Genomic DNA, 15,001 nt, shown 5'->3' on the forward strand with positions numbered 1-15,001 from the left:
TATGACATGGCTATTTAATAATCCCTCCGAGTTTGCCAAAGAAATGGTCGCTGGTTTCGTCAGCGCCAATGCTGAAGTCGTACGCCAGGTGCCGGGTGGGGTTATTCGCAATACCCAAAGTCAGCCAGGAACGGTGGCAATTGTTATCGGCGGTGGATCGGGACACTACCCGGCGTTTGCCGGGCTGGTGGGGCAGGGACTGGCCCACGGCGCGGCGATGGGGAATTTATTCGCCTCGCCCTCAGCACAGCAGATTTGCGCGGTAGCAAAAGCCGCCCACAACGGTGCCGGCGTGTTGTTAGCGTTTGGCAACTACGCCGGAGATGTCCTGCATTTTGGTCTTGCACGGGAACGTCTGATGGCTGAAGGCATTCCCTGCGAGCTGATCGCCGTTACTGATGACATTACCAGCGCAACAAAAAATGAAATGGAAAAACGCCGCGGTGTGGCTGGAGATTTAGTGGTGTTTAAAGCGGCGGCTGCCGCGGCGGAACGGGGGGCCTCGCTGGAAGCGGTGCTGGCCGTCGCCAGACAAGCCAATGACCGCACCCGCACCATCGGTGTGGCCTTTTCCGGCTGTACATTGCCGGGGGCGGAGCATCCCCTGTTTACCGTTCCGGAAGGGCGGATGGGCTTTGGTATGGGGATCCACGGCGAGCCGGGGATCCGCGAAATAGCGGTTCCGGGGGCAGATGAACTGGCCGACATGCTGGTTGAACATCTGCTCAACGATATTCCGCCAGGCGTCAGCGTCAACGGCGCGCGCGTGGGGGCCATCTTAAACGGCCTTGGCTCGGTCAAATATGAAGAGTTGTTTGTGCTCTGGCACAGCGTACAACAGCGTCTGAGCGAGCAAGGCATTATCCTTGCCGATATCCAGGTCGGTGAATTCGTAACCAGTTTCGATATGGCGGGCCTTTCGTTGACGCTTGCGTGGTTTACCGAAGAACTGGAGACGCTATGGCTTGCCCCCGCTTACAGCCCGGCCTTTAAGCGTGGTTCGGTGATCGTTGCTCAGCCGTTACGGACCCGCGACGGGGATGAACTCCAGCAGGAAGTGGTACCTGCAGCATCTGAGGTCTCGCGCGCTGCCGCCGTTCGCGTGGTGGCGATGATGGATGCGCTTGCCGATGTGGTCATTGAAAATGAGGAAGAGTTAGGACGTATCGATGCGGTGGCCGGAGATGGCGATCACGGTATCGGTATGGTGCGCGGTGTGCGTGCGGCACGGGACAGTGCGCATCATTATCTGGCGCTGGGAGCCGGTGCAGGCACCGTTCTGCAGCAGGCTGCCGACGCGTGGGCCGATAAAGCGGGCGGCACCTCGGGGGCTATCTGGGGCGTTATCTTAAATACCATTGGCACCGGTATTGGCAATCAACAGCATCCACAGGCCGCTGCCGTCGCCCGCGCCGTGCATGATGCTGCGCATGGCGTGATGCATTTTGGTAAAGCAAAGCCTGGCGACAAAACGCTGGTGGATGTGTTACTGCCGTTCAGCGATGTGTTAAGCGCGGAAGTGGAAAAAGGGTTACCGCTGTCGCAGGCGTGGAGTCACGCCGCCTGCCATGCCGAACAGTGTGCGCAAAATACCGCCCAGTTGCTGCCGAAAATAGGTCGTGCGCGTCCGCTTGCCGAACGTAGCCTGGGGACGCCTGATGCGGGTGCGGTTTCACTGGCGATGATCGTCACGGCGGTAAGTCGCTGCTTTACGGCCATCCCGGATAGCGAGAAAGAGGGGGCGGTATGTCAGTGAAGCTGACGCTCGGCGTGAGCCTGAAGATGTATTTCGGCTATGAGCAAACCCTTGACTGGAGCCGACAGGTAGCAGACATCGTTCGGCAACATCCGTTGCTGAAGGCTTATGCGCAAACCACCTTGTTTACCTTTCCCTCCACTCCCGCGATTGATGCAACGCTGCGTGCTTTTGACGGTACGGCGATGCAGGTAGGGGTGCAGAATATCGCACCCACGGCACCGGGCGCATGGACCGGAGAAAACAGCGCGGCGATGGTTGCCGAAATGGGCGGAAAGTTTGTTGAAATCGGCCATGCTGAGCGTCGTCGTCATTTTCATGAGGACAATGTGGTTATTTGCCGCAAAGTCCAGTTGGCGCTGGAGAATGGGTTAACGCCGGTTATTTGTATTGGCGAGCCTCAACAACTGCCCATTGCCGGTGCCACTGCGTTCGCCATTCAGGAGGCGAGCGTCATTATTCATTTTCTGCAACAGCATGCCCTCACCGGGGATTTGATTTTTGCCTGGGAGCCGCAGTGGGCCATTGGTGCGCCGCAACCCGCTTCTGCCGAATATATCCGGTCTGTGTGTGCTGGGCTACGGGCTCATTTGTCGTCTGTCGCGGGCAATCACCGCGTGATTTACGGCGGCAGCGCCGGACCCGGTTTGCTTAGCGCGCTATGGCCGAATGTCGATGGTTTGTTCCTCGGACGCTTCGCCCATCAGCCGGCGGCGATACAGGCAATCCTTGATGAAGCTTACTCCCTGTTAACTCACGCCGAGACGAAGGAAAACGCATGAAAACTGGACTCAGCACCTACGCGTATTTCTGGCAATTATCAGAAAAAGCGGTCAAACCCATGAGCTTGTTCGACGCCATAGATGACAGCAAACGACTTGGCGCGACGGTATTTCAGATCTGCGATTATCCGCAAATCACCGAGTGGTCCTCCCGGGAGCGGGTACGTCTGGGGGAACATGCCGCGCGCGCAGGTATCACGCTGGAGTTGGGCACTAAAGGCGTAAAGACGGAGCATCTGCAACGTTATCTGGCGATTGCTGGCGAGCTGAATTGCTCGCTGCTGCGCACCATGATCAACAGTCCTGATCATCGTCCGACGCTAAGCGAAGCACAGCGCAGCGTGGAGGCGGTGCTGCCGGCGTTTATGGAGCTGGGCGTGGCGATCTGCTTTGAAACGTATGAACAGGTGCCTACCGACGACAACATTACGCTGGTGAAAGCGATTAACGCAGCGCAGGTGGGCATTTGTCTTGATCCGGCCAACTGTGTCGCCAGCCTGGAATTACCCATGGATGTGGTGGCGAAAACTGCACCTTACGTACTGAACTGGCACGTGAAAGATTTCGCCTTCTCCCGCCGCGACGGGTGGGTAGGCTTTACGCTGGCTGGTTGTCCGCTGGGTGAAGGGCTACTGCGCTATGACGATATTTATCAGCATGTTCAGCCGCAGGCTCGCGACATTAACCAGATCATTGAGCACTGGCTACCCTGGCAGGGCGATAGTGAAAGCACGTGTCGTCTCGAAGCTGCCTGGACCGAACATAACATGAAGTATCTGCTTGATAAACAAACCTTAATGAATGTTTCTTCAACAAAATCCAAGGAGTCTGATCATGTCTGCTGAATTAAAAACGATTACCGTCATTGGTGCCGGCGGAAAAATGGGCATGCGTATTTCGGCCAATTTCCAGAAAAGCGCATACCACGTTTTCTATTGTGAAAACTCACCAACTGCGCAGCAACAGATAACGGCTAAAGGACGAGAGCTTTCCGATGCGCAGTCCGTTGTTCCGCTCAGCGATGTGGTGATTCTGGCTGTGCCCGATATTGCTTTAGGGAAAGTCTCTGAATCCGTAGTTCCACAGATGAAACCCGGGGCAATTTTGCTGACCCTGGATCCAGCCGCCGCTTACGCTAATCTCATCGCCCAACGCGAGGACATTGAGTACGCCGTTGCGCATCCATGCCACCCTTCAGTATTTCTGCAGCGTTACACCAAAGAAGAACATGAAGATGCCTTTGGCGGCATTGCGGCAGTACAGCATGTTGCCGCTTCCTACGAGACTGGCAGCGATGCACAAAAAGCCGCATTAGGGAAAGTTATCAGCTGTATGTATGGTCCGGTTGAGCAGGTGCATTGGGTCACGGTAAAACAGCTTGCTTACCTGGAACCAACGCTTGTAGAAACCGTGGCCTGTATGGTCGGTGCTTTTATGAAAGAAGCCCTGGATGAGACGGTGAAGCACAGTGGTGTTCCGGAAGAAGCCGCAAAAGCAATGCTATACGGGCACATTCAGATTGCCCTTGCCGTCGCCTTCCGCGCAACCAACCCGTTCTCTGACGCTTGTATGATCGCAATGGAATATGGCCGTGAAAAAATCGTCAAACCAGACTGGAAAGTGATTTTTGAAGAGCAGGAACTGGATAAAGTTATCGCGAGAATGTTGAAAATCGACAGAATCAAACGCTGATGCAACACTCCGCCATCCCCTGATGGCGGAGTAGATCTTTTTATCTACTGCAGTAGTTCTGGTACAATTTACGCCAAATGGCAGTGTCAACATTCTTTCCCTTCTTATGGAGAACCCACCTCGCATGGATAAATCCAGCCAGACTCAGGATTTTGAACTACTCACCGAGATAGCCATTGCGTACTACTGCGATGAGGTGACACAAGAAGAGATTGCCAATCGATTTGGCTTTTCACGTATTAAAATCGGACGATTGCTGAAGCGTGCTAAAGAAGAAGGCATTGTTGAGATTAACGTCCGCTATCATCCGGTGTTCAGTACCCAGCTTGAAAAGCAGATGCAGGAACGCTTTCCTATCACCCGCGCATTAATTGCCCTTGATCATAATGACGAAGATGAACAGCGCCGTCAGGTGGCTGCTCTGGTCTCCAATTATCTGGCGAATAATCTGCGCGACAATATGGTGGTCACGGTCGGTCAGGGGCGTAATGTGGCAGCTGTTGCTGAATATACCAGCCCTATCCAGGCAAAAGATTGCCGTTTCATTTGCGGCATTGGCGGGACGCATCGGCCTGGAGACGTTATCAACGCCGACCATATTAGCCGTTTGCTGGCGAAGAAGTTTGGCGGCAGCAGTGAATCTCTCTATGCCCCAGCCTATGTTGAGAATCCTGAACTTAAAGTGGCACTCATGCGCAATGGCACTATCAAGGAGACGCTTGATCGTGCTCGCAAAGCGGATATCGCCCTGGTGGGTATTGGCGATATGAACGAGAACAGCTATATGGTAAAACTCGGTTGGTTCACGCCACAGGAAATCAACGATGCTAGTCTCCATCAAGGGGTGACGGGCGATATCGCGGGTTATGACTTCTTTAATGCCCAGGGTAAACATGTCAATACCGTGATGGATGATCGCGTCATTGGATTGAGTATCGAAGAGTTGCGACAAATTCCATGTGTGATTGCTATCGCTTCAGAAAACACCAAAGCAATGTCAATCATGGGAGCATTACGGACAGGGGCAATTGATATCATAGCGACCAGCGCGAGAAATATACGCACCATCCTCAGTTTGTCTCAGTAATAAGTTCCACTAATCGCATTACTCAATAATCTAAAGATATAATTTATATATCTTTAGATTACGATTAAATGTTAATCACCCTTTGCACATAATCATGGAAATTATATTATCCCGTCATGCTTCAATTCTTTACTCGATCATATGCAGCATATGCCTAAAAATAATAATATCAACTCACTCGAGTTGACTCACTCACCTCAGTGTTTTCCACCAGCTCATTTAATATTTCACCGTCCATCAAAATGGTGGTATCAGCAATAAAACCCGCTTTATCACTGCTCAAAAACAGACACAGCGCCCCTACCTCTTCCGGTCGACCGGAGCGACCAACCGGATGCTTCTTCACCATTTTCTCACACACAATACGCGAGCCCTCATGAGCGTCAAACCAGGCCTGATTACCGACGGTATCAATAAAGCCAACACTTCGCCTCAGGAGAGGGTTCGACCACACCAACCACACGCTATGCGTTAACATAAAAAATGACAAGATTATGCACCGAGTCATCTTGTAACCTTAGAATCAAAATCATGTATCACAGGATATGCTAGCGAGTGCCATGCGATAAATCGCTAAATTATTACTGAGATATGCGCGTTTCGTTGCAAAAATCAAGGAAGGGATGCAAAGAGAGGCATATGGGTACAGATAAATCTTTACCAGCGAAAGACCTCACCGGACAGTCGGTGTGGTCAGCCGTATCGATTAAGGGGCCTTTAAGCAGGTCCCGGTATAGCATCGGCTGGCAGAGGCGTTATCAGTTGATAAGCGCACCTCCGTCAATATCCACCACGCTGCCAGTAACATACGGATTATCAATCACAAACAAATACCCTTTTGCCTGATCTTCTGCGCGACCATACGCTTTAGCCGGCAAATTCTCAGCGGCTCTGGTCAGCATTTTCTGACGGTCCTTAAGCGTCATACCCGCATAGGCTTCGGTATTCGTGAGACCAGGGCTGACGGCATTAACCCGCAACGGAGAGAGTTCTTTCGCCAGCATTTTCACCGCGGATTCAAGCGCGGCATTAATGGTGGTTTTCACTATCGTACCGGGTACGGTACGCCGCGAAAGGAAACCTGTGGTCAGGGTCAGCGTACCGCCCGGTTTGATTTTTCCACTCAGATGATGCGCTACGGCCAGGCTACCCCAGAACTTGGTATTAAAGGCCTGTCTTGCTGCAGATAAATCCAGTGCAGTCAACACGCCACCTGGTGCCTGCGACCCTGCCGTCACGATAATATGGTCCACTGGTTCCAGCGTCTTGCCCAGTATCGCCACCTGTTTTTCATCCGCGATGTTCAACACGACAGTTTCCGCACTGGCACCAGTTACCTGCAAACGCTGACACGCATCCGAGAGTTTATTGTCGTCCCGGCCAGCAAGAATAACGTGCCCGCCCCGCCCGGCCAGCAGTTGCGCCACTGCAAATCCGATACCGGTTGCTCCACCAATAATCAGTGTACGCTGCGTCATAACTCAGACCTCGGTTGTCAGGGAGGGATAATCGGTATAACCCACTTCACTACCGCCAAACAATGTTGCCGGGTTACCCATCGCAGCCAGCGGCAGATTTTCTTTCAGACGGTGAGGAAAGTCCGGGTTGGCGATAAACGGACGGCCGAAAGCGACCAGGTCCACAATTCCCGCAGCCAGCAGTTTTTCCGCTTTTTCCCGGGTGTAATTTCCTGCCACAACAATCGTGCCGCTGAAGGTCGCCCGCAGGGTTTCACGGAACTCATAAGGGACCTGCGGCGCATCATCCCAGTCGGCTTCTGCCAGATGGATAAAGGCGATACCCTTTGTTTCGCACCAGGCAGCCAGCACCAGAATCGCCTCAATCGCCTGTGGGTCATCCATGCCGCGCTGGGTGATAAACGGGGCCAGGCGAATACCGGTACGCTCCGGACCAATGGCTTCGCTGATGGCTTCCAGTACTTCCTGAGCAAAACGCACGCGGTTTGCCAGGCTGCCACCGTATTCATCAGTACGTTTGTTCGAGGAGCGACGCAGGAACTGGTCAATCAGGTACCCGTTACCACCGTGGACTTCCACGCCATCAAATCCGGCTTCCATCGCATTAATGGCCGCCTGACGGTAATCCGCAATCACCTGCTGAATATCGTCACGGGTCAGCTCACGCGGCACCGGACAATCGACCATTTCACCGACGCCCTCCTGGTTTACTACCCACACCTTTGCATCAGGTGAAAGCGCAGAGGGAGCCACCGGTTTACCGTCCGGGTGAAAACTTTCATGGGACATACGCCCCACATGCCACAGCTGTGAAAAAATAGTGCCGCCCGTGCAATGGACAGCCTCCGTTACCAGACGCCATCCTGTCACCTGCTCAGCTGAATGAATCCCTGGCGTCCAGGAATACCCTTGCCCCTGGGCTGAAATCTGCGTTGCTTCAGTGATGATAAGACCAGCGCTGGCGCGTTGCTGATAATATTCCGCCATCAGCGCGGTAGGAACATTGCCTGGCTGCGCGGTACGGGCCCGGGTCATAGGAGCCATCACAATACGGTTTTTAAGTGTGTGTGTACCAACAGATGTGGTCTCGAAAAGTGTGTGTTGAGGCATGTTCTGTTCTCCGGAACGGTTGATTGTGCTTGACTTTACGTCCTGCGAGTCGCTTTGATAATGGCAGTGATGACTGATTATCTATTCAGGAAATTGGAATAATGGGTAAGTTTGAAGACATGACGTTACTGGTGGAAGTCGTTGAAGCCGGTGGACTGGCTGCCGCAGGGAGGCGGATGAATCTTTCACCTGCCACCATGACGGCACGGTTAAAGGCGCTGGAAGAACGCTATCAGACCCGGCTGTTTAATCGCTCCACCCGTGCAATTGCACTGACACGTGCAGGTGAGGATTTTTACCACGCCGCACTTCGCGTGATGGAGGAAGTGGCGCAGGCAGAGTCGAAACTGGCACAGAAAGACGGGATAGTCAGCGGCAGCCTGCGTATTTCAGCCCCCTCAGATTTTGGTCGGCAGTATCTTTCAGCCGCACTGCTCGATTTTTCCCGCCTGTATCCTGAAGTCAGAAGCTCTGTCTATCTGAGTGAAAGCGTGGTGGATTTGATTGCTAACCGTCTGGACATGAGCGTGCGCTTCGGCAACCTCCCGGACAGCAATCTGGTCACAAAATTTATCCGCCCCAATCATCGGGTACTTGTCGCGTCAAAAGACTACCTTGAAACACACGGGGCACCTGTGCATCCGGATGAACTTCACGGGCATCGTTGCCTGGTGATGGAGCAGCGTGGCACGCTGATGAACGAGTGGCGCTTTGAAGAGCATGATGTGCCCTCTGTGGTGCGGGTTACACCGGCCATGGTATGTGATGATGGCGCGCTGTTACGTCAGTGGGTACTGGCAGGTGCGGGTATCGCCAGCAAATCATGGTGGGATGTGAAGCGAGATGTCGAACAAGGCCGGCTCACCGTGTTATTTGCCGATACCTTTATTGGCTTCAGCCGGAATGATAAAAAACAGGTGGGTCTCCAGTTTGTCTACCCGCAGAGGCGATTTCAGCCCCTGCAGGTGACGGCGTTCAGCGAGTTCTTTATTCACTGGCTGGATAATGAATAACGCAGTGGTCACCGGTTTATTCATTAAAATGAAATAATCCATTCTGTTTTACTGCCATTATCAAATGTAGCTCCGTGTCCGAGAATGAATCCCATCATTCATCTGCCAGAGTCACTTATGAAACCGCAACGTATTCCATTACAGGTCTGGATACTGACCTTATCCGCTTTTGCTATCGGCACCGCTGAGTTTGTGGTCGCCGGGTTATTAACCACCATGGCGCACGCCCTCAATATCACCGACGGCCAGGCGGGAAACGTTATCACTGCTTATGCTATGGCGATTGTTATCGGCGGACCTGTGCTGACGCTGTGGCTCGCCCGTTTTGAAAAACGTAATGTCCTGGCCGGGCTGATGGTGCTGTTTATTGCCGCCAACCTTGTCAGTGCCTTAGCGACCAGTTATCCGGTGCTGCTGGTCAGCAGGGTACTGGCAGGACTGGTACAGGGGCCGTTTTACGGCATCGGCGCGGTGGTGGCTACGCGACTGGTGGCAGAAAACCTGGCAGGCCGGGCAGTCGGTCAGATGTTTGCCGGACTGACGCTGGCGAACGTTCTGGGGGTGCCGTTTGGGTCATGGATTGGCAATATCTTCGGCTGGAATGTGACGTTTTACGCGGTCGCAGCCCTGGGCGCGGTGGCGCTGATTGCCATCATATCCACCATTCATCGCCAGCCCATTGAGGAAGGTAAAAGTATCCGTCAGCAACTGGCTGTGTTTCGCCATGGTCCCCTGCTGGCAAGCCTGGCGATTACCGTCCTGAGCTGGACCGGTTTCATGACCCTGTACGGATATATTGCACCGCTGGCTGAGCAGGTCGCTGGCTACAGTGTCGGGGCGCTGACCGCCCTGCTGTTTGTGGTGGGTATTGGCCTGGTGGCAGGCAACCATATTGGCGGTATCACCGCTGACCGCAATCTGCGTCAGGCGCAGCTTTTATGGCCAGTGCTGATGGTGGTATCCCTGATTGTTGTTGGCCTGGTCAGCAGTCATTACTGGCTGTTTATGGTGGCGACGTTCCTGTTTGGCATTGCTTCTTTTGGCAATGTTCCGCCGCTGCAGATGAACGTGATGAAACACGGCAGTGCCGCACCAGAGCTGGCAGGTACTGCCAATATTTCGGCATTCAACCTGGCGAATGCCCTGGGAGGGATTATTGGCGGACTGACTGTTGACAGTACCTTCGGTGCGGCCGGTATTCCCTGGGTAGCCACGCTGATACCGCTTGCCGGCATTGCGTATGTACTGTTCAACCGCCGCCACACCCGCCTGAACATTCAGGCAGCGAGGTCATAATGTACATCGATCACGCGACATTCCGAAGCAGTGACATGGACGCCACACGAGACTTTTTTATCTCAGTCTTTAATTTACTGCCCGGGGCGCGCCCCGGCCTTATCAGCAACCGCATTCCCGGTTACTGGCTCTATGCGCAGGACAAACCTCTGGTGCATATTATTCCTGCGGGCGACGAAGGGCACCCGTTACCCGCTACGGCGTTAAAAGAAAGCATTGACCATGTGGCATTTCATCTTGAAGGCTACACAGCCTTTCGGGAAAAGCTCCAGGGTCTTGGGATACATTATTCTCTGATGGACCTGGCTGATATTCAGGAGCGGCGAGTTTTTATACGAGCACCCGGAGGGCAGTTAGTTGAAGCGGTGTTCAGTGAACCTGTACCGGAGTCAGCATGATGGACAATGCTATTTTCTGAAGCGGTTCGGGTCTGTACGCATGTCACTTTGTTGTCAGCATCTGGTTTATGGCGGTATCTATTGTCAGGCAGTATGGCAGGTTATCGAATTTAAATATCACCATGCAGGGATAATGGGCAAATCTGAGGCCAGTTATCCCGGTTATTTTCACTTTTGAGAGATAAGTCTTAATGTTAAGTCATTATTTTTAAACGGTTCGATTTGCGCTACTTTATAACCTGAGCTTTTAACGGTATTAATAAGAGAGCCTGCTCTTGCTATAAATTAACAGTCATCACTTCTGTGATATTTATATTGAGTTCTACACATTAAGAAAGACAAGAGCGGATGTTCTCTGTTGGGGATGGTTCCTATGAGTCCGCATACTCTACAAAAAATATTATTCAGCCGCGCCCCGGTATTAAAGTTCGACGTAGTAACAGAAATGTTACTTTTACGCTATGGCTAATACAGCATAGCGTTTTTTTTATCCGACTATATTCCTTTGAGGACAAGCATGAAAAAAACACTTCGTATCGGTCATATTGATTTAAGTTTCCATGCTGCCAGTGCAGCGCTGGTTTGTACTGTATTTGAAAAATATGGCTGGCAGGTTGAAATGACCGCCAGCCCTCATGAAGAGATGTTTAAGCGCTATGGGAAAGGAGAAGTGGACATGCTGGTTTCAGCCTGGCTCCCTGCCAGCCACGATGTCTATCTGGCCCCTTATCGGGATAATACGGTTAAATTAACAGTCCTGTATCATCCTTACTGTATATGGGGAGTCCCTGATTATATCTCCCCCAGCGATGTGGCCTCTGTTGAAGACTTACTCAGACCTGATGTCCTGTTGAAAATGGAAAAAAGGATCCTGGGTATTAATCCGGGGGCAGGAATCAGCCGTTTTTCTCGTACTATGGTCGAGGAATATCAACTTACCCATTCCGGTTATTATTTTGAAAATGGCAGTGAAGCTGCGTGCTACAGCAATTTTGAACAGGCTGTCAGCGATCAGCGCTGGATCGTTGTTCCCTTGTGGCATCCGCAGTTCCTGCATTACCGATACACCATTCGGGCATTAGAAGAGCCAAAAGGATTACTTGGCGGACAGGATGAGGCCACGCTGATTGTATCCCGGTCGGTTATCGGAGATTTTGAACCCCCGTTACTGGCGGAGTTGAAAGCTTTATCTCCAGGTAATGACGCAATCAGCGAACTGGATTATCTCATTTGCAGAGAGAATAAAACGCCACGACAGGCGGTTGAATCCTGGTATCAACGTCATTCCCGGATTTGATAGCCTGGTTGCATAATGAAACGGTAAACAACGACAGGTTCATGTTGTTTACCGCTTACGATTGTCCGTAATCAGAAGTCTTTTAAACGCGTGTTTACACCCGAGAAAGGAGATAAGGCCGGATGGAAGGCCGTTTTCCATTCCTGATCCAGTGATAATCGTCCGGCGGTATCAGGCAACAAAAACGGGATAATGACCATAAAATAAAAGAACGGGAATTCCCATCCCCCACCGGACATCATCCAGGTATAACCAATACCAAAATGTCCACTCATCACTTCTGCGGCAATAAGGTATATCGCGGCAATGAAAGCACCTGCCCGGGTGAGTAAACCAAAGCCAATTAAAACAGCTGAAGTAAATTCAGCCAGCCCCCCCAGAATAATCATACCTGATGCCATATTTGCACTGAGCACTGTGCCAAATGTGTGCATGCCCACAACATTCTGGAAAAAGCTCACGAGACCGGCATCATGATATGATACAAATAATTTTTCCGTGCAGTGTGTCAGGAAATTAAATCCAACAAACATTCTTAAAAAAGAGAGTGCAACTTCCTGGTTATTGTACTGATGAATCCCATCGCGAAAAATTATGACAGCCTGGATCAGTAGTGGAATAAACGTCATAGATGTTAACCATCCCACGCGCGACCAGTCATGCTGATCGGCATTTCTGACCACTATCAGCGTAAAAAAAAGCGTCAGCATAAAGCTGATAAGGCGGTTTTTACGCCATAAAAGTGTAGTCAGCGGGATCAATAATGAGAATAATGCCATCGTTATGGCAGACCATGTTCCGTCATAGTTATTCAGATAGCTAACTGAGACGATGAAGGAGATCATCCCTGTAATAAAAGTCAAATAATAAATTTTCGCTTTCATTTTTTTACCTTTTAACAGGTTATTTTGTCTGAGTTGTCCTGAACACCCGAAGCGTTAGTGTGGCTTTAGCAAGAGAATGCTTGTTAATAAAATAACCGGTCAAGGGGGCTGTAGAGTTTACCGGGGCCTCCAGTTTTTCAACATCAAGCGCATGCAGAGTGTAAATATACGAGTGGACTTCTCCGGCCGGTGGGCAGGGACCAAGAAAACGGCTGTTACCAGTGTCATTAGCTTGTACTCATGCTCCCTGCGGTATTTCATTTCTTGCCAGATGATGACGGGATGAAGGAATATCAATCATCATCCAGTGCCAGAACCCACTCCCCGTATCCGCATCTTTATCATAAAAAGTGATAGCAAAACTGCGTGTATTTTCGGGGGCAGACTGCCATGCCAGGGCTGGCTGGATATTTTTTCCTGTACAACCGAAATCATTTGCCAGTAAATCAACAGCTATATTTTCACCTTCTTTCACTTCTGCGCTATTAAGAGACATGCTCGCTGCGTAACCGGTGGCAGTTGATAAACCCGATAACAGGACAAGCGGCAGTATTATAATTTTTTTTCTTTAAATGCATATATCCTCCATGCTGAAATATGAAGTGGGCATTGGTAAATACATTTAATTTATAACACTGCGGTTCGTTTTTGGTTATCAATCAATACTGAATGGATAATTCACGCAACATGAATAATGCAAAGTAAGTTATGTGATTTAAGTCTTGTTTTTATGTTTGCGAAAAACTGTACTGTAACAACAGGAGGTTAATAGATCTTCGACTTGTTTAATCTGCGCTTCAATTATCTGAATATGTTCAGCCAGCCAGCAGAGACTAGCTCCGGCAAAAGAGGATACTTTTGCATGGTCAATACAAGGAGTTGATACCTTCATGCTGATGCTCCTCATTTTTCGGGATGTGTTGCCACAATCCAGCCAGGTTCTATGGCATCGTAAAATGAGGAGTATCCATCATATTATCTCAGTATCAGGTGCCGGCCAGCCTGTTACGATTCACTGACTGGATGTGAACGGTTGTGTATCGTCTGTCCATACACGCAGAATACGATAGGGGGGCTCACCTTTATCGCCAGCACCAGTAAACGCAGCGCTTCGATGCAGTTGGTTAGCCGAAATATACAGCCAGTGTTGATCGCCAAATTGCACGCTGTCAGGCCAGTCAAGCAACGCTGAGCGCACCAGCGGGATCAATTTCCCTTTACTATCCATCATATCAACACCGTTATTATTCAGATTAGTAAAGTAATGCCTGCCCTGCGCAGAAATAGCGGCACCATCTGAAACCGGTTTTGTACCTGCAGTCCGAATATGTTGAGCAATGGCTTTATCATCAGCCTTCTGCAGGTACTCAGTATCAATTTCATACCAGGTGGTACCGTTCATTGCGCCAAAAAATAAGGTTTTACCATCTGCGGAAAGTGTTATTGGATTCACGCCAACCGAAGCTGGCTTGCCATTAAACAGAGTATCCTGACCATCAATATGCATCACCGCCGATCTTTCACTTTGCAATGCAGGATGGCCGGAAAAACGGCTGGCTTTTTTACTGGCGATATTAACGGTAATCAGTCCAGGATTACTGATATCTGCCAGATAGATCCACCCACCGCGTGCATCAACAACCAAATCCTGAATAAAACTACCACGAGGCGCGATAGTGTCATCCAGTTCGATGGTCATCAGGTGCTTACCACTTTTTATGTCAAAGCTAATTATACGGGTTTTGCCAGAGTTTAGACCCATATCTACCAGCCATAAACGATTTTGCGCGTCGCGTGTAATACCTAATGGTGTATCAATTTGATGAGATAAACTTTGGCCTTCGTTTTTTTGCCAGGAGTCATCGGGCCAAGCTTTCCAGGTCTCTTTGCCTGTGATCTCAATCAGACGCCAGCGTGAGGGGCGATCCAAAGGGTGTACCGTTGCAAATACGCGGCCATCATCAGAGACGGTGACATTTCCCGGCCGAATATTCAGTGCAGCAACAACTTCCAGGTCACCTTTTTTAAACTGTGTCTCTGCAAATGCAGTCGTTGAATTAAATATCAGTACAGATAATAAGCTGGCGATTAACGTTTTCTTATTCATTTCATTCTCCATAATCAGGTAAACACATCATGGGCACAGACAGCGCTTAAAACACAGTCAATAGAAATCGACTTCCACTGCATTGAGCAACAGATATGTAA

General features: G+C 50.7%; 14 protein-coding genes and 1 pseudogene. 9 read left to right on the forward strand and 6 right to left on the reverse strand.

Annotated elements, in window-relative coordinates:
• The first annotated feature begins 1 nt into the window (after position 1).
• The 5 genes from NNN64_RS14060 to NNN64_RS14080 all read left to right on the forward strand — a co-directional run bounded on the left by NNN64_RS14060 (position 2) and on the right by NNN64_RS14080 (position 5,317).
• On the forward strand, positions 2-1,756 hold the full coding sequence (locus NNN64_RS14060; RefSeq protein WP_267439460.1) for a dihydroxyacetone kinase family protein: 1,755 nt from the start codon (positions 2-4) through the stop codon (positions 1,754-1,756).
• Entirely contained in the window at positions 1,747-2,538 is a 792-nt protein-coding gene (locus NNN64_RS14065) for a triose-phosphate isomerase family protein (protein WP_271441760.1), read from the forward strand. The genes NNN64_RS14060 and NNN64_RS14065 overlap by 10 nt, the downstream gene beginning before the upstream one ends.
• On the forward strand, positions 2,535-3,383 hold the full coding sequence (locus NNN64_RS14070) for a sugar phosphate isomerase/epimerase family protein (RefSeq protein WP_267439456.1): 849 nt from the start codon (positions 2,535-2,537) through the stop codon (positions 3,381-3,383). Before NNN64_RS14065 ends, NNN64_RS14070 begins: the two co-directional genes overlap by 4 nt.
• Entirely contained in the window at positions 3,373-4,230 is an 858-nt protein-coding gene (locus NNN64_RS14075; protein ID WP_267437361.1) for a phosphogluconate dehydrogenase C-terminal domain-containing protein, read from the forward strand. The genes NNN64_RS14070 and NNN64_RS14075 overlap by 11 nt, the downstream gene beginning before the upstream one ends.
• Positions 4,231-4,354: 124 nt before the next feature.
• Complete coding sequence (locus NNN64_RS14080; protein ID WP_265640322.1) at positions 4,355-5,317, forward strand: sugar-binding transcriptional regulator; 963 nt, start codon at positions 4,355-4,357, stop codon at positions 5,315-5,317.
• 169 nt (positions 5,318-5,486) lie between these two features.
• Here NNN64_RS14080 and NNN64_RS14085 read toward each other — a convergent pair whose 3' ends face one another.
• The 3 genes from NNN64_RS14085 to NNN64_RS14095 all read right to left on the reverse strand — a co-directional run bounded on the left by NNN64_RS14085 (position 5,487) and on the right by NNN64_RS14095 (position 7,905).
• Entirely contained in the window at positions 5,487-5,795 is a 309-nt protein-coding gene (locus NNN64_RS14085; RefSeq protein WP_271441761.1) for an SDR family oxidoreductase, read from the reverse strand.
• Between the two features lie 280 nt (positions 5,796-6,075).
• Positions 6,076-6,795 (reverse strand): SDR family oxidoreductase, encoded by a 720-nt coding sequence (locus tag NNN64_RS14090; protein ID WP_271441762.1) that lies wholly within the window; start codon positions 6,793-6,795, stop codon positions 6,076-6,078.
• Between the two features lie 3 nt (positions 6,796-6,798).
• Positions 6,799-7,905 (reverse strand): alkene reductase, encoded by a 1,107-nt coding sequence (locus NNN64_RS14095; protein WP_267446999.1) that lies wholly within the window; start codon positions 7,903-7,905, stop codon positions 6,799-6,801.
• A 101-nt stretch (positions 7,906-8,006) separates the two neighbouring features.
• Between NNN64_RS14095 and NNN64_RS14100 the strand changes: the two genes are divergently transcribed.
• The 4 genes from NNN64_RS14100 to NNN64_RS14115 all read left to right on the forward strand — a co-directional run bounded on the left by NNN64_RS14100 (position 8,007) and on the right by NNN64_RS14115 (position 11,909).
• Positions 8,007-8,918: a LysR family transcriptional regulator gene (locus NNN64_RS14100; protein ID WP_271441763.1), complete on the forward strand. Its 912-nt coding sequence runs from the start codon at positions 8,007-8,009 to the stop codon at positions 8,916-8,918.
• 117 nt (positions 8,919-9,035) lie between these two features.
• Entirely contained in the window at positions 9,036-10,214 is a 1,179-nt protein-coding gene (locus NNN64_RS14105) for an MFS transporter (RefSeq protein ID WP_267453888.1), read from the forward strand.
• Positions 10,214-10,612 carry a VOC family protein gene (locus NNN64_RS14110; RefSeq protein WP_267429143.1) on the forward strand — a complete coding sequence of 133 codons (399 nt, stop codon included), beginning with the start codon at positions 10,214-10,216 and terminating at the stop codon, positions 10,610-10,612. Before NNN64_RS14105 ends, NNN64_RS14110 begins: the two co-directional genes overlap by 1 nt.
• Before the next feature lie 517 nt (positions 10,613-11,129).
• Positions 11,130-11,909: a glycine betaine ABC transporter substrate-binding protein gene (locus NNN64_RS14115; RefSeq protein WP_267447003.1), complete on the forward strand. Its 780-nt coding sequence runs from the start codon at positions 11,130-11,132 to the stop codon at positions 11,907-11,909.
• Between the two features lie 71 nt (positions 11,910-11,980).
• Here NNN64_RS14115 and NNN64_RS14120 read toward each other — a convergent pair whose 3' ends face one another.
• From NNN64_RS14120 to NNN64_RS14130, 3 genes and pseudogenes are all read right to left on the reverse strand, one after another.
• On the reverse strand, positions 11,981-12,793 hold the full coding sequence (locus NNN64_RS14120) for a DoxX family protein (RefSeq protein ID WP_271441764.1): 813 nt from the start codon (positions 12,791-12,793) through the stop codon (positions 11,981-11,983).
• 19 nt (positions 12,794-12,812) lie between these two features.
• Positions 12,813-13,289: pseudogene (locus NNN64_RS14125) on the reverse strand (YbhB/YbcL family Raf kinase inhibitor-like protein).
• 516 nt (positions 13,290-13,805) lie between these two features.
• Complete coding sequence (locus tag NNN64_RS14130; RefSeq protein ID WP_271441765.1) at positions 13,806-14,900, reverse strand: L-dopachrome tautomerase-related protein; 1,095 nt, start codon at positions 14,898-14,900, stop codon at positions 13,806-13,808.
• Positions 14,901-15,001 lie beyond the last annotated feature (101 nt).

The sequence above is a fragment of the Citrobacter sp. Igbk 14 genome, from assembly GCF_028069825.1.
In the GTDB taxonomy this organism is placed as follows: domain Bacteria; phylum Pseudomonadota; class Gammaproteobacteria; order Enterobacterales; family Enterobacteriaceae; genus Citrobacter.

Coding starts and splice junctions, on each gene's coding strand:
- NNN64_RS14060 (WP_267439460.1), top strand. CDS start 2: ATGACATGGCTATTTAATAATCCCTCCGAGTTTGCCAAAGAAATGGTC.
- NNN64_RS14065 (WP_271441760.1), top strand. CDS start 1,747: ATGTCAGTGAAGCTGACGCTCGGCGTGAGCCTGAAGATGTATTTCGGC.
- NNN64_RS14070 (WP_267439456.1), top strand. CDS start 2,535: ATGAAAACTGGACTCAGCACCTACGCGTATTTCTGGCAATTATCAGAA.
- NNN64_RS14075 (WP_267437361.1), top strand. CDS start 3,373: ATGTCTGCTGAATTAAAAACGATTACCGTCATTGGTGCCGGCGGAAAA.
- NNN64_RS14080 (WP_265640322.1), top strand. CDS start 4,355: ATGGATAAATCCAGCCAGACTCAGGATTTTGAACTACTCACCGAGATA.
- NNN64_RS14085 (WP_271441761.1), bottom strand. CDS start 5,795: ATGTTAACGCATAGCGTGTGGTTGGTGTGGTCGAACCCTCTCCTGAGG.
- NNN64_RS14090 (WP_271441762.1), bottom strand. CDS start 6,795: ATGACGCAGCGTACACTGATTATTGGTGGAGCAACCGGTATCGGATTT.
- NNN64_RS14095 (WP_267446999.1), bottom strand. CDS start 7,905: ATGCCTCAACACACACTTTTCGAGACCACATCTGTTGGTACACACACA.
- NNN64_RS14100 (WP_271441763.1), top strand. CDS start 8,007: ATGGGTAAGTTTGAAGACATGACGTTACTGGTGGAAGTCGTTGAAGCC.
- NNN64_RS14105 (WP_267453888.1), top strand. CDS start 9,036: ATGAAACCGCAACGTATTCCATTACAGGTCTGGATACTGACCTTATCC.
- NNN64_RS14110 (WP_267429143.1), top strand. CDS start 10,214: ATGTACATCGATCACGCGACATTCCGAAGCAGTGACATGGACGCCACA.
- NNN64_RS14115 (WP_267447003.1), top strand. CDS start 11,130: ATGAAAAAAACACTTCGTATCGGTCATATTGATTTAAGTTTCCATGCT.
- NNN64_RS14120 (WP_271441764.1), bottom strand. CDS start 12,793: ATGAAAGCGAAAATTTATTATTTGACTTTTATTACAGGGATGATCTCC.
- NNN64_RS14130 (WP_271441765.1), bottom strand. CDS start 14,900: ATGAATAAGAAAACGTTAATCGCCAGCTTATTATCTGTACTGATATTT.